The 13,253-nt window shown below is 67.5% G+C and carries 9 protein-coding genes; 5 read left to right on the top strand and 4 right to left on the bottom strand.

Going from position 1 to position 13,253, the window contains the following annotated elements; genetic code table 11:
- The first annotated feature begins 474 nt into the window (after nt 1-474).
- The 4 genes from ACN8ZM_RS35535 to argE all read left to right on the top strand — a co-directional run bounded on the left by ACN8ZM_RS35535 (nt 475) and on the right by argE (nt 4,170).
- A complete protein-coding gene (locus ACN8ZM_RS35535; RefSeq protein WP_205823647.1) occupies nt 475-1,815 on the top strand; it encodes an NAD(P)-binding domain-containing protein in 1,341 nt (446 codons plus the stop codon).
- A 75-nt stretch (nt 1,816-1,890) separates the two neighbouring features.
- Nucleotides 1,891-2,328 (top strand): RidA family protein, encoded by a 438-nt coding sequence (locus ACN8ZM_RS35530; RefSeq protein WP_420212751.1) that lies wholly within the window; start codon nt 1,891-1,893, stop codon nt 2,326-2,328.
- 8 nt (nt 2,329-2,336) lie between these two features.
- Nucleotides 2,337-3,014, top strand: a complete 678-nt coding sequence (locus ACN8ZM_RS35525; RefSeq protein ID WP_420212750.1) for a DUF1028 domain-containing protein — start codon at nt 2,337-2,339, stop codon at nt 3,012-3,014.
- Nucleotides 3,007-4,170 carry an acetylornithine deacetylase gene (gene argE, locus ACN8ZM_RS35520; protein ID WP_420212749.1) on the top strand — a complete coding sequence of 388 codons (1,164 nt, stop codon included), beginning with the start codon at nt 3,007-3,009 and terminating at the stop codon, nt 4,168-4,170. Before ACN8ZM_RS35525 ends, argE begins: the two co-directional genes overlap by 8 nt.
- Before the next feature lie 68 nt (nt 4,171-4,238).
- Here argE and ACN8ZM_RS35515 read toward each other — a convergent pair whose 3' ends face one another.
- On the bottom strand, nt 4,239-5,162 hold the full coding sequence (locus tag ACN8ZM_RS35515; protein WP_043192025.1) for a LysR substrate-binding domain-containing protein: 924 nt from the start codon (nt 5,160-5,162) through the stop codon (nt 4,239-4,241).
- A 393-nt stretch (nt 5,163-5,555) separates the two neighbouring features.
- On the opposite strand from ACN8ZM_RS35515, the gene ACN8ZM_RS35510 reads away from it, so the two are divergent.
- Nucleotides 5,556-6,977, top strand: coding sequence for a purine-cytosine permease family protein (locus ACN8ZM_RS35510; protein ID WP_043192023.1), 1,422 nt, complete (start codon nt 5,556-5,558; stop codon nt 6,975-6,977).
- Between the two features lie 104 nt (nt 6,978-7,081).
- Here the strand turns inward: ACN8ZM_RS35510 and ACN8ZM_RS35505 are convergent, their stop codons facing one another.
- The 3 genes from ACN8ZM_RS35505 to ACN8ZM_RS35495 form a co-directional block, all read right to left on the bottom strand.
- On the bottom strand, nt 7,082-9,361 hold the full coding sequence (locus ACN8ZM_RS35505) for an FdhF/YdeP family oxidoreductase (protein ID WP_043192021.1): 2,280 nt from the start codon (nt 9,359-9,361) through the stop codon (nt 7,082-7,084).
- A 125-nt stretch (nt 9,362-9,486) separates the two neighbouring features.
- Entirely contained in the window at nt 9,487-12,327 is a 2,841-nt protein-coding gene (locus tag ACN8ZM_RS35500) for an ATP-dependent Clp protease ATP-binding subunit (RefSeq protein WP_420212748.1), read from the bottom strand.
- Between the two features lie 621 nt (nt 12,328-12,948).
- Entirely contained in the window at nt 12,949-13,218 is a 270-nt protein-coding gene (locus ACN8ZM_RS35495; protein ID WP_043192018.1) for a hypothetical protein, read from the bottom strand.
- Between the last annotated feature and the right edge of the window lie 35 nt (nt 13,219-13,253).

Here is a 13,253-nt window from a genome sequence, read left to right as displayed (position 1 = left end):
GGCGAGATCCGATTGCGGAGGTGGCCGCCGGTCGACGAAATGCGTCACGGCGTTGCCGGTGCGCGCAGGGGCGACCGTCTCGATCTGCATGGTCAACACGCTGCGCGACCCTCCGTGCTCGAGCGATTTTTCCGCATACCCACGCCGCTGCGGGGCGTCGTCAAGCGTGTCGAGCCGTGTCACAACGTGCGCCCCCGGTCATCGTGCAACGGGCTGTTGCACACATTCCGGCCGCGGAAAGGCTTGTGCGAGGGCGCGCATGTACCTGATTCGTCCCGCAGCCAGACATGACCATCGTCTCTCGTGTGCGCACCCTAAAGCCACCCGCACCGCTCACCACCCCCAGCTTTTTGTTCATCAACACCAACAAAAATCATCATTTCGCGCCTGCCTGCGCATCAGCAGAATGTCTCCATTCCAACTCACGCGACAGCACGAGCGTCGCACTGAGCCGCACTTCAGAAGGAGACAGCCGTGGCAGTCGAAACAACCTCAATCGATACGCTCGTCGTCGGCGCCGGTCAGGCCGGCGTGGCCATGAGCGAGCACCTGGGCAAGCTGGGCGTACCGCATCTCGTGCTGGAGCGCAGCCGCATCGCCGAACGCTGGCGCACGGGGCGCTGGGATTCGCTGGTCGCGAACGGCCCCGCGTGGCACGACCGCTTCCCCGGCCTCGAATTCGACGGACTCGATCCTGACGCATTCGCGTCGAAAGACCAGGTCGCGGACTACTTCGAAGCGTATGCGCGCAAGTTCAACGCGCCGATCCGCACCGGCGTCGAGGTGAAGCAGGTCGTGCGCAATACGGGCAAGCCGGGGTTCGTCGTCGAGACGTCCGACGGCACGATCGAGGCGAACCGCGTGGTTGTCGCGACGGGGCCGTTCCAGCGCCCGGTGATTCCGCCGATCGCGCCGGACGACGCGCGCCTCGTGCAGCTCCATTCCGCCGACTATCGCAACCCGGGCCAGCTCCCGGAAGGCGCGGTGCTGGTGGTCGGCGCGGGGTCGTCGGGCGTGCAGATCGCCGACGAGCTGCAGCGCGCGGGCCGGCAGGTCTACCTGTCGGTCGGCCCGCACGATCGCCCGCCGCGCGCGTATCGCGGCCGCGACTTCTGCTGGTGGCTCGGCGTGCTCGGCGAATGGGACAAGGAAGTCGCGACGCCCGGCCGTGAACACGTGACGATTGCGGTGAGCGGTGCGCGCGGCGGCCATACGGTGGATTTCCGCAAGCTCGCGAACCAGGGCGTGACGCTTGTCGGGCTGACGAAGTCGTTCGACGGCGGCGTGGCCGTATTCGAACGCGATCTCGCGATCAATCTCGCGCGCGGCGACGAGAACTACCTGTCGTTGCTCGACGCAGCCGACGCCTATGCGGCCCGCAACGGCCTCGACCTGCCGGAAGAACCGGAAGCGCGCCGCATCCTGCCGAACCCCGACTGCGTCGCGCATCCGATCCTCGCGCTCGACCTTGCCGGTGCGGGCGTCACGTCGATCATCTGGGCGACGGGCTACGCGGTCGACTATGGCTGGCTGAAGGTCGACGCATTCGCCGACAGCGGCAAGCCGCAGCACCAGCGCGGCGTGTCGAAGGAGCCGGGCATCTATTTCCTCGGGCTGCCGTGGTTGTCGCGGCGCGGCTCCAGCTTCATCTGGGGCGTGTGGCACGACGCGCGGCACATCGCCGACCACATCGCGACGCAGCGCACCTACCTCGACTACCACGACGCATCGCAGCGCCGTTCGACCTCGCGTCCGGAGCAGGACGCCGCCGTGGCGCACGCCGATGCGCAGCCGCTTGCCGACGCGGTGAACTGACCGAACCCATGCCGCTTGCCGCACCGCGTTTGCGTCCGGTGCGGCGGCGGGATCCCTGACGACTGAAGGATTCCGATGAGCCAACCCACCCATACCCGTATCCGCATGTTCAACACCAAGGATACCTACCCGAACCAGACGCTCGACAACGACCTGTGCCAGGCCGTGCGGGCCGGCAACACCGTTTATGTGCGCGGCCAGGTCGGCACCGATTTCGACGGCAACCTGATCGGAGTCGGCGATCCGCGCGCGCAGGCCGAGCAGGCAATGAAGAACGTCAAGCAACTGCTGGAGGAAGCCGGCAGCGACCTCACGCACATCGTGAAGACGACGACCTACCTGATCGACCCGCGTTACCGCGAGCCGGTGTACCAGGAAGTCGGCAAGTGGCTGAAGGGCGTGTATCCGATCTCGACGGGGCTCGTCGTGTCCGCGCTCGGCCAGCCGCAGTGGCTGATGGAAATCGACGTGATCGCCGTGATCCCGGACAACTGGCAGCCGAACCGCGCGTAGGAGGCGACATGACTTTCTCCATCGTCGGGCGCTGCCCGGAAACGGGCCAGCTCGGGATCGCGATCAGCTCGTCGAGCATCGCGGTGGGTGCACGCTGCCCGTGGGTGCGCGCAGGCGTCGGCGCCGTCGCGACGCAGAACATCACGCTGCCGGCACTCGGCCCGCAGATCCTCGACCTGATCGAGCACGAGCAGCTCGCGCCCGCCGCGGCGCTCGATCGCGCGCTCAGCGCGAACGGCTGGAGCCAGTACCGGCAGGTCACGGCGATCGACGGGCAAGGGCAGACGGCGTGCTTCACCGGCAAGGAAGCGCTCGGTACGCATCACGCCGTGCGCGGCGAACAGTGCGTGGCCGCCGGCAACCTGCTGGCCGCGCCGGCCGTGATCGATGCGATGGCGCGGGCCTTCGAACAGGCGCCGGGCCTGCTCGCCGATCGGCTGCTGGCCGCGATGCATGCGGCGATGGCGGCCGGCGGCGAAGCAGGGCCGGTGCATTCGGCCGCGCTGAAGGTGGCCGGCGATGTGACCTGGCCGATCGTCGACCTGCGCGTCGACTGGGCCGATGCCGATCCGATCGGGCAGCTCGATGCGCTGTGGCAGGCGTATCGCCCGCAGATGCACGACTACCAGACGCGCGCGCTGAACCCGACCGCCGCGCCGAGCTACGGAGTGCCGGGCGATGAATGACACGTCGAGCCGCGCGCTGCTCGAACGGCTGATCGCTTTCGCGACGGTCAGCCGCGATTCGAACCTCGAGATGATCGGTTTCATCCGCGACTATCTCGCGGGCTTCGGCGTCGAGAGCGAACTGTTCTACAACGCGGAATGCACGAAGGCGAGCCTGTACGCAACGATCGGGCCGCGCGATCGCGGCGGCATCGCGCTGTCGGGCCATACCGACGTGGTGCCGGTCGACGGGCAGGCGTGGACGGTCGAGCCGTTCCGGCTGACCGAGCGCGACGGCCGCCTGTACGGCCGTGGCACGGCCGACATGAAGGGCTTCATTGCATCGGTGCTCGCGGCCGTGCCGGCATTCGTCGCCCGGCCGCTGAGCGTGCCCGTGCATCTCGCATTCTCGTATGACGAGGAAGTCGGCTGCCTCGGTGTGCGGCCGATGCTCGACGCCCTGGCCGCGCGCGAGCACCGGCCGCGTCTGTGCCTGATCGGCGAGCCGACCGAACTGAAGCCGGTGCTCGGCCACAAGGGCAAGCTCGCCATGCGCTGCCACGTGAAAGGCGCGGCGTGCCACTCGGCGTACGCACCGTCGGGCGTCAACGCGATCGACTATGCGGCGAAGCTGATCGGCCGGCTCGGCGAGATCGGTGACGCGCTCGCGCGGCCCGAACGGCACGACGAACGCTTCGATCCGCCGTTCTCGACCGTGCAGACGGGGCTGATCAAGGGCGGCCGCGCGCTGAACATCGTGCCGGCCGAATGCGAATTCGATTTCGAGGTGCGGGCGCTGCCGGATTTCGATGCGTACGACGTGCCGAGGAAGCTGCAGGACTATGCGGAATCCGAACTGTTACCGAGGATGCGCGCGGTGCAGCCCGATACCGACATCCGGCTGCAGCCGCTGGGCGCGTATCCGGGGCTCGCGACCGCGCCGGACAGCGAAGCCGCGCGGCTGCTCGCGATGCTGAGCGGCTCCGAAGCATTCGGCACGGTGGCGTTCGGCACCGAAGGCGGGCTGTTCGGGCAGGCCGGCATTCCGACCGTGGTGTGCGGGCCCGGCAGCATGGACCAGGGACACAAGCCCGACGAGTTCGTCACGCTCGATCAGCTTCACGGCTGCGACGCGATGCTCGCGCGGTTGGCTGAGCATCTTTCCACACCCGTCTGACATTGCCATCGCCGACACGCACGCACCGCATCCCGCGGCGCGTGCGTTTTCCTGTTCCTGGCTGTTCCTTATCGCGCCGTTTCCGCGACAATCTGCGCGAGCCGTTCGCGGCAGAAATCGACGAACGACTGCGCCTGCTTCGTGAGCTGACCGCGCTTCAGCCGCGCGCTCACGAGCCCCGACGGGCTCACCGTTTCGCTGAGGCCGATCGTCACGACCCGCTGGCCGTCGTACGTGTATTCGGAATGCGGGCGCGTGACGAGCAGCGAGAAGCCGAACCCCTGGCCGACCATCCCGCGCACCATCTCGATCGACGGCGACCCGAACACGATGTTCGGCGTCAGCCCGAGTTCGTGAAAGAGGCTGACGAAATACGTGCGGCTGGGCTGCACGTCGAGCAGGATCATCGGCTCGACGCAGAGGTCGCGCAACGACACGTGCGACTGGCCCGCGAACCGGTGGTTCTCCGGCAGCAGCACGTACGGCTGCTGCGGCGGCATCAGCGGTTCGGTCTCGATCGTGCCGTCGAGGTCGTGGTCGTACATGAGCGCGAGATCGAACGTGCCGGACGTCAGGCCCTGCACGAGTTCCTGCTGGTCGCCGTCGCGCAGCCGGATGTTCACGCCCGGGTAGCGCTCGCGAAAGCCCGCGATCAGTTGCGGCAGATAGAGCGGCGCGACCGTCTCGAAGCAGCCGATGTCGATCTGCCCGGTGATCACGTCGTTGTCGGCGAGCGCGTTCTGCTCGAACTCGTGCGAGATGCGCAGCAGCTCCTGCGCTTTCCGGTAGAAGCGCGTGCCACTCGGCGTGAGCGACACGCCCTGCGCGTGATGGCGGATGAACAGCTTCACGCCGAAGCTTTCCTCCAGCCCCTTGATCGCGCTGGAGATCGACGGCTGCGCGATGAAGAGCTGGCGCGATGCCTCGGCGACGCTGCCGGATTCCACCGTCGTCACGAAGTATTTCAGTTGCCGCAAAGTGTAGTGAGCCACAAGCACCTCTGATGCACGGCCCCGGCGTGCCGCCGCGGGCGCTATCTGTCCATGGTTTGCGTAGCACCTTACCTGAAAGCCCGCCGGTGCCGAAATGTCCGCTGCAGAGCTTTTTCGTATGTCCCGGAAATATTTTTAGTATTTTCCGGCCGCGATGCGCGTGGCGCACCATCGTCTCCAACCTGGATCACGACGTTCACGACGCGGCCGTGCATGCGCCGGCGGGAGAGTTATTCCGTCCCCGCATGCGCATCGTCCGCGTCGTTCGACACCGCCGCACGGGCACGCGGCGCGTCGTCGCTCGCGTATCCGGACCCGATGGCAGGCGCGTTCCCAACACGCGCCGGCTGACACGGCACGCGCGCATCGCCGCGCAGGACAGGAGACATCACCATGACGAACGTGGACCGCAATGCGTCCCCGATGATAGAGAAGCACACGATCGGCTACGTGCCGCCCGCGGAGCGCCACGGCAAGGTGCGCGACCTGTTCACGCTCTGGTTCGGCGGCAACATCGCGCCGCTGCCGATCGTGACCGGCGCGCTCGGCGTGCAGCTCTTCCACCTGAACCTGATGTGGGGCATCGTCGCGATCGTCGTCGGCCAGGCGGTCGGCGGCGTGCTGATGGCGCTGCATTCGGCGCAGGGGCCGCAGATGGGCATCCCGCAGATGATCCAGAGCCGCGCGCAGTTCGGTTCGTGGGGCGCGCTGCTCGTGACCGTGATCGCGGCCGTGATGTACGTCGGCTTCTTCGCGTCGAACATCGTGCTCGCCGGGAAGTCGGTGCACGGCATCGCGTCGTCGGTGCCGGTGCCCGTCGGCATCGTGATCGGCGCGGTGGGGTCGGGGCTGATCGGCATCGTCGGCTACCGGTTCATCCACATCCTGAACCGGATCGGCACGTGGGTGCTCGGCATCGGGATCGTGGTCGGGTTCTGGATGATCCTCACGCACGTGACGACCGACGATTTCCTGACGCGCGGCGGTTTCGACTTCGCGGGCTGGCTCGCGACGGTGTCGCTGTCGGCGTTGTGGCAGATCGCGTTCGCGCCGTACGTGTCGGACTATTCGCGCTATCTGCCGGAGGACGTCGGCGTGGCGTCGACGTTCTGGGCGACCTATCTTGGCTGCACGATCGGCTCGACGCTGGCGTTCGTCTTCGGTGCGGTCGCGGTGCTCGCGGTGCCGGCCGGCGCGGACACGATGGATGCGGTCAAGCAGGCGACCGGCCCGCTCGGCCCGCTGATGCTCGTGCTGTTCCTGCTGAGCGTGATCAGCCACAACGCGCTGAACCTGTACGGCGCGGTGCTCGCGGTGATCACGTCGGTGCAGACGTTCGCATACAAGTGGATTCCGACGGCGAAGGCGCGTGCGGTGGTGTCGGTCGTGATCTTCGTCGCCTGCTGCTACGCGGCGATCGGCGCGTCGACGAACTTCGTCGGCAACCTCGTCGATCTCGTGCTCGCGCTGCTCGTCGTGCTGGTGCCGTGGACGGCGATCAACCTGATCGACTTCTACGTGATCCACCAGGGCAAGTACGACATCAAGTCGATCTTCATGGCCGATGGCGGGATCTACGGCCGCTTCAATCCGCAGGCGCTGCTCGCGTATGCGATCGGCATCCTCGTGCAGATCCCGTTCATGAACACGCCGATGTATGCGGGCCCGATTCCCGCGCATCTCGGCGGCGCGGACCTGTCGTGGGTCGTGGGGCTGGTGCTGACGTCGCCGCTGTACTACTGGCTCGCGACGCGCGACAGCGCGTATCGGCGCCGGCAGACGGGCGCGACGATGCCGCCGACGGCGGTGCGGTAAAGACGGGAAAGGAAGCGGGCCATCGCGTCAGTGGCGAGACGGTGGCCCTTGGAGGAGGTCGGACGGGCTCGCGGTTGCCTATGCGCCGCGAGCCCGTCCGTGAGTCAGACTACCGCCGAGCGCGCGACGCGCACCGGCACCGACTTGTACGACGGCGTGCCGCTTTCCTTGTCGATGTAGTCGAGCGGCACGAGCACGTTCGCTTCCGGGTAGTACGCGCCGACCGACCCCGGCGCGATGTCGTACTCGATCGCGGTGATCTTCTCGAGACGCAGCGCGCGGCCCGATGCGGTGACCGTCTCGATGTCGACGAGGTCGCCGTGTTCGAGCCCGTACTTCGCGAGATCGGCGGGGTTCATGAACAGCACGTCACGCCGGCCGAACACGCCGCGATAGCGGTCGTCGAGCCCGTAGATCGTCGTGTTGTACTGGTCGTGGCTGCGCAGCGTGATCAGCCGCAGCACCTGCTCGGCGCCGAGCACGTCGGCATCTTCCTTCACGCCCTTGTAGACCGAGAACATCGCCTTGCCGGTCGGCGTCGGCCACACGCGCTCGGTGGGCGGCAGCGGCAGGCGGAAGCCGCCCGGCGTGCGGATGCGCTCGTTGAAGGCCTCGAAGCCGGACACCGTGCGGTCGATCAGGTCGCGGATACGGTCGTAGTCGGCGATCAGGTCGAGCCATGCGACCTTGCTGTTCGGCAGCGTCGCATGCGCGATGCCCGCGACGATCGCAGGCTCCGAGCGCAACTGGTCGGACGCCGGCTTGAGCTTGCCGGCCGACGCGTGGACCATCGACATCGAATCCTCGACGGTGATCGACTGCCGGCCGGTTGCCTGCATGTCGAGCTCGGTGCGGCCGAGCACGGGCAGGATGAAGGTTTCCTTGCCGACCAGCAGGTGCGAACGGTTCAGCTTCGTGCCGAGATGCACGCTCAGGTCGAGTTTCGCCATCGCCGGGAACGACAGCTCGGGATCGGGCAGCGCGACCGCGAAGTTGCCGCCGAGGCACAGCAGCGCCTTCGCGGTGCCGTCGATCATCGCCTGCATCGCCTGCACGGCGTCGTGCCCGTGATGCGCGGGCGGCGTGAAGCCGCACACGTCCTCGATCTTCTTCAGGAACTCGGCCGACGGCTTTTCGGTGATGCCGACCGTGCGGTTGCCCTGCACGTTCGAGTGGCCGCGCAGCGGGCAGACGCCGGCGCCCGGCTTGCCGATGTTGCCGCGCATCAGCAGCAGGTCGGCGATCAGGCGCACGGTGGCCGTGCCCTTGTTGTGCTGCGTGACGCCCATCCCGTACGTGATGATCGTCGCGTTCGACTTCGCGTACGCGAGCGCGACCTGCTCGAGCTGCGCCTGGCTGAGCCCGCTCGCGCGCTCGATGTCGCCCCACGACGTGGCTTCGAGGTCGGCCGAGAACGCGTCGAAGCCGTTCGTGTGCTGCGCGATGAAGTCGCGGTCGAGCACGTCGCCGCGTTCGGCTTCGAGCTGCAGCAGCGCCTTCATGATGCCCTTGAGCGCGGCCGCGTCGCCGCCGGCATCGACCTGGTAGTACGTCGATGCGATCCGCGTCGAGCCGAACGACGCCATCTCGATCATGTCCTGCGGATCCGCGAAGCGTTCGAGTGCGCGCTCGCGCAGCGGGTTGAACACGATGATCGGCACATTGCGGCGCGAGCACTCGTGCAGCGTGCCCATCATCCGCGGGTGGTTCGTGCCGGGGTTGTGGCCGATCGAGATGATCAGCTCGCAATGGTCGAAATCCTCCAGCGACACGGTGCCCTTGCCGATGCCGATCGACTGCGGCAGGCCGACGCTGGTCGGCTCGTGGCACATGTTCGAGCAGTCGGGGAAGTTGTTGGTGCCGAGCTCGCGTGCGAACAGCTGGTACAGGTACGCGGCTTCGTTCGATGCGCGGCCCGACGTATAGAACTCGACCTGCTCGGGCGGCAGCGCGCGCAGCACTTCGCCGATGCGCGCGAATGCGTCGTCCCATTCGATTGCGCGGAACGTGTCGGTCGCGCGATCGTAGACGAGCGGATGCGTGAGCCGGCCCATGTTCTCCAGCTCGTAGTCCGACATGCGCAGCAGCGACGACACGGTGTTCGCCGCGAAGAACTCGGGCGTCACGCGCTTGGTCGTCGCTTCCCACGTGACGGCCTTCGCGCCGTTCTCGCAGAACTGGAACGTCGACTTGTGTTCCTTGTCGGGCCACGCACAGCCGGGACAGTCGAAGCCGTCGGGCTGGTTGGTCCGCATCAGCACGATCGGCGCCTCGATGGTTTCCATTTGCGTGCGCACCGCGTCGGCTGTCGCGCGAAGCGCGCCCCAACCACCGGCGGGCCCGTCGTACTTCCTGATGCCTGGCACTTCGCGTCGATTTGTCATGTGAATCTCCATCTGCCGGTCCCGATGCGGGCGGCTCGGTTTGCGCCGTGTCGCGGCGTGGGGCGGCTCCGTCGCATGGACGGAGCCGGTCATGCGTGCCCCGGGCGTGCGGGGCACGCGGGGTTTCAGTGCGCGTCCTTCTTCGCGCCGGACGACTTCTTGCCGGACGGTTTCGCGGCAGGTGCGGGCGGCGGTGCATCGGCGGGCGTGTCGCCGGCCTTCGCCTCGTCGGTGGCCTTGGCCGCCTTGCCGTTCGGCTTCGCCTTGCCGTCGGCGTCCTTCTTCGCGTCCTTCGTTTCAGGCGCCGCGAGCTTGTTGAACGTCACTTCGTCGCTGGCCTTGTCGTAGTCGACTTCGCACCGGTCGCCCGACTTCAGGCGATCGGCAAGGATTTCCTTCGCGAGCCGGGTTTCGATGGTCTGGCGGATCTGGCGCTTCAACTCGCGCGCGCCGAACTCCGGCTGGTAGCCGGCTTCGGTCAGGTGCTCGACGAGCGAGTCGCCCATCACGAGCGTGATGTCCTGCGCGGCGGCCGTGCGCACCACGCGGTCGAGCTGGATCTGCACGATCGCGCGGATGTTCTCCTTCGACAGCGCGTGGAACACGATCACCTCGTCGATCCGGTTCAGGAACTCGGGGCGGAAATGGCCCTTCAGCACCTGCATCAGTTCTTCGCGGATCGCCTTGTCGGTCTTGCGCGCGGCTTCCGGCTGCGTGAGGTTGTCCATGATGATCGCCGCGCCGAGGTTGCTGGTCGCGATGATGATCGTGTTGCTGAAATCGACCACGCGGCCCTTGCCGTCGGTCAGGCGGCCGTCGTCGAACACCTGCAGCAGCACGTTGTAGACGTCCGGATGCGCCTTCTCGATCTCGTCGAGCAGGATCACGCTGTACGGGCGGCGCCGCACGCGCTCGGTGAGCTGGCCGCCTTCGTCGTAGCCGACGTAGCCGGGCGGCGCGCCGATCAGCCGCGCGACCGCGTGCCGCTCCATGTACTCGGACATGTCGATGCGGATGATCGCCTGCTCGTCGCCGAACACGGTCTCGGCCAGCGCCTTCGCGAGCTCGGTCTTGCCGACGCCCGTCGGCCCGAGGAACAGGAACGTCGCGATCGGCCGGTGCGTCTGGCCGAGCCCCGCACGGGACAGCCGCACCGCGTCGCTGACGGCCACCACCGCGTCGCTCTGGCCGACTACGCGCTCGCGCAGCTGCTCTTCCATCTTCAACAGCTTCTGGCGTTCTTCCTGCGTGAGTTCGGACACCGGGATGCCAGTGAGCCGCGACACGACCTCGGCCACCGATTCGACGGTCACTTCGAGCGTCTCGGAGCCCGTCTTGCGCTGCCACGCCTCCATCATCTCGTCGACGGTCTTCTGCTTCGCGTTGATCTGCTCCTCGAACTGCTTCGCTTCGTCGAAGCGTTTGCGCGACGTCGCGTAATCCTGCTCGCGCTTCAGTTGCGCGATCTGCGCTTCGCCTTCCTGGATGTCGACCGGACGCGACGTCGCGCCGATCCGCACGCGCGCGGCGGCCTGGTCGATCAGGTCGATCGCCTTGTCGGGCAGGAAGCGCGACGTGATGTAGCGGTCGGCGAATTCCGCGGCCGCGACGAACGCGTCGTCGGCGAACGTCACCTGGTGGTGCGCCTCGAGGCTGTCGCGCAGCCCGCGCAGGATCACGATCGTCTGCTCGACGCTCGGCTCCGGCACGAACACCGGCTGGAAGCGCCGTTCGAGCGCCGCGTCCTTCTCGATGTACTTCTGGTATTCGTTGAGCGTCGTCGCGCCGATCAGGCTCAGCTCGCCGCGCGCGAGCGCGGGCTTCAGCACGTTCGCGATGTCGAGGCCGCCTTCGCCGCCGCCCTGGCCCGCGCCGACGATCGTGTGCAGCTCGTCGATGAACAGGATCAGTTCGTCATGCTTCGCAGTGACTTCGTCGATCAGCTGCTTCGCGCGCTCCTCGAACTCGCCGCGATACTTCGCGCCGGCCACCATCGAGTTGATGTTGACTTCGACGAGCCGCTTGCCGCGCAGCACCTCGGGCACGTCGCCGTTGACGATCCGCTGCGCGAGCCCTTCGACGATCGCCGTCTTGCCGACCCCCGGCTCGCCGATCAGCACCGGGTTGTTCTTCTTGCGGCGCGCGAGCACCTCGATCGTGCTCTCGATTTCCTGCGCGCGGCCGAGCACCGGGTCGAGCTTGCCCTGGCGCGCGATTGCGGTGAGGTCGCGGCCGAACTTGTCGAGGTTCGGCGTGCCGGTCGGCGCGTCGACGCGGCCGTCCTCGGCGCCTTTGCCGACCACCTTCACGACCTTCTGGCGCAGCGCCTCGGGCGTCACGCCGTATTTCTTCAGCAGCGTGCCGGCGACGCTGTCCGGTACCGATGCGAGGCCGATCAGCAGGTGCTCGGGGCCGATGTACGAATGACCGAGATCGCGCGACGCCTGGAACGCGTACTGCACGGCCTTCTTCACGCGCGGCGAGATCGACAGCTTGTCGAGCGGCGCATCGGGGTCGGCCGTGCCGGTGTGCGCATGCTCGTCGATATAGGACCGGATGTCCTGCGGCGACAGCTTCAGTTCCTTCAGCAGCGCGGCACACACGTCGGTGTCGGCCAGCGCGTACAGCAGATGTTCGGAATCGAGCTCGCTGCGGCGCAGCTCGTGCGCCTTCTCGGCCGCCCGTTGCAGCAGTTCCAGCGTCTGCTCGCTGAACGCGTCGGTCGGGTCGACCGATTCGCGCGGAATCTCGGCGGCGAGCGGCGATTCGTCGTCGAGCCCGCCGAACAGCGACGACGAGCCGCCACCGCCGAGTAGCGAATCGAACGGGTTCAGCATGCTTTGATGCCGCATCAGCTGACGGAAGTGGTAATCGCAGATCGAGATCGTCTTGCGCTCGCCGTCCTGCATCACGGTTGCGCGCGCGACGGCCGGCCGGGCGTGGCAGATATCGCAAAGTGCGGGCATGGTGGTCTGGCTCCTGTCGGTGAAAGTGGGTCGAAGGGTGAAGTCCCGATGCGGTGCGGCGCTTGGCGCATCCCGACCGCGAACGCACGGCACGCAACACGGCGGCGCGCGGGCAGCGCTCGGGCTGTCACGCAGCGCGCGTCGGCGTCGTGCACGGTCGCGGTCAGGGCGGCAAGCGTGCGTGCCGGGAGGAGCCCACGGCATCGCTTCGACTGCGTTCAAAATAGCGAATCGGCGCAAGCCATCCAAGACACAGTTCCGCCGCGGCCCGGCCGCGAATTGCACCCTCGCATGCGGGTGCGCACGGGTGGCAAGGAGTACAGACGGGCGGGCGCGCGGCGGCACGGGCGTGCGCGGCGGATGCAGCGGGTGAGGGCAGGAGGCGGGAACGGGCAGAACGCGAGCGGATCGCGGTGCGACATCGGCGCGCAGGGCGCTGCTTGCGGGCGGGGCGGCGGCGATGCGGGAGGACAAGCGCGGCGCAAGCGCAGCAGCGTGTGTGTGCCTCGACCGGCTATGCGCAACCCCACACGCACCGCAGACGATGCGGGTGTGGCGGCCGAAGGCGAGGGCGGGTTGCACGGTCCGGGCCGGACACGGCGCAACCGTGGCGTGCCGCGGTCAGTCCGGGAGGGTCATCGCGAGCCGTTGCCGGGCGATCTGCTTCACGTCGGTTGACAGTGCCGCATTCGGTAGACCATTGGCCCAGACGGAGAATGAATCCTCGATCAGGTTGCGCGTGTCGGGCGGCAACTCCGCCAGGACCAGCGACAGGACGGTGAACAGCACGGCGGTGTCGCCGGCCTGGCTGCCCGCGTTCGCGTCGACCGTCTGCTTCAGGTGGTCGACCGACGCCTGCAGCGCCTGCAATGCCTCATTCGAATCGCTCATCACACACTCCATGCAAGATGGGTTCGATCGGCGAC

Origin of the sequence: Burkholderia aenigmatica (genome assembly GCF_048627025.1) — a bacterium.
In the GTDB taxonomy this organism is placed as follows: Bacteria; Pseudomonadota; Gammaproteobacteria; order Burkholderiales; family Burkholderiaceae; genus Burkholderia; species Burkholderia aenigmatica.
This window is presented reverse-complemented; position numbering and strand designations above follow the sequence as displayed.

What these genes read in the sequence shown, in the direction of transcription:
- ACN8ZM_RS35505 (WP_043192021.1), bottom strand. Translation starts at nt 9,361, where the DNA reads ATGACAAATCGACGCGAAGTGCCAGGCATCAGGAAGTACGACGGGCCC.
- ACN8ZM_RS35500 (WP_420212748.1), bottom strand. Translation starts at nt 12,327, where the DNA reads ATGCCCGCACTTTGCGATATCTGCCACGCCCGGCCGGCCGTCGCGCGC.
- argE (WP_420212749.1), top strand. Translation starts at nt 3,007, where the DNA reads ATGAATGACACGTCGAGCCGCGCGCTGCTCGAACGGCTGATCGCTTTC.
- ACN8ZM_RS35525 (WP_420212750.1), top strand. Translation starts at nt 2,337, where the DNA reads ATGACTTTCTCCATCGTCGGGCGCTGCCCGGAAACGGGCCAGCTCGGG.
- ACN8ZM_RS35510 (WP_043192023.1), top strand. Translation starts at nt 5,556, where the DNA reads ATGACGAACGTGGACCGCAATGCGTCCCCGATGATAGAGAAGCACACG.
- ACN8ZM_RS35530 (WP_420212751.1), top strand. Translation starts at nt 1,891, where the DNA reads ATGAGCCAACCCACCCATACCCGTATCCGCATGTTCAACACCAAGGAT.
- ACN8ZM_RS35495 (WP_043192018.1), bottom strand. Translation starts at nt 13,218, where the DNA reads ATGAGCGATTCGAATGAGGCATTGCAGGCGCTGCAGGCGTCGGTCGAC.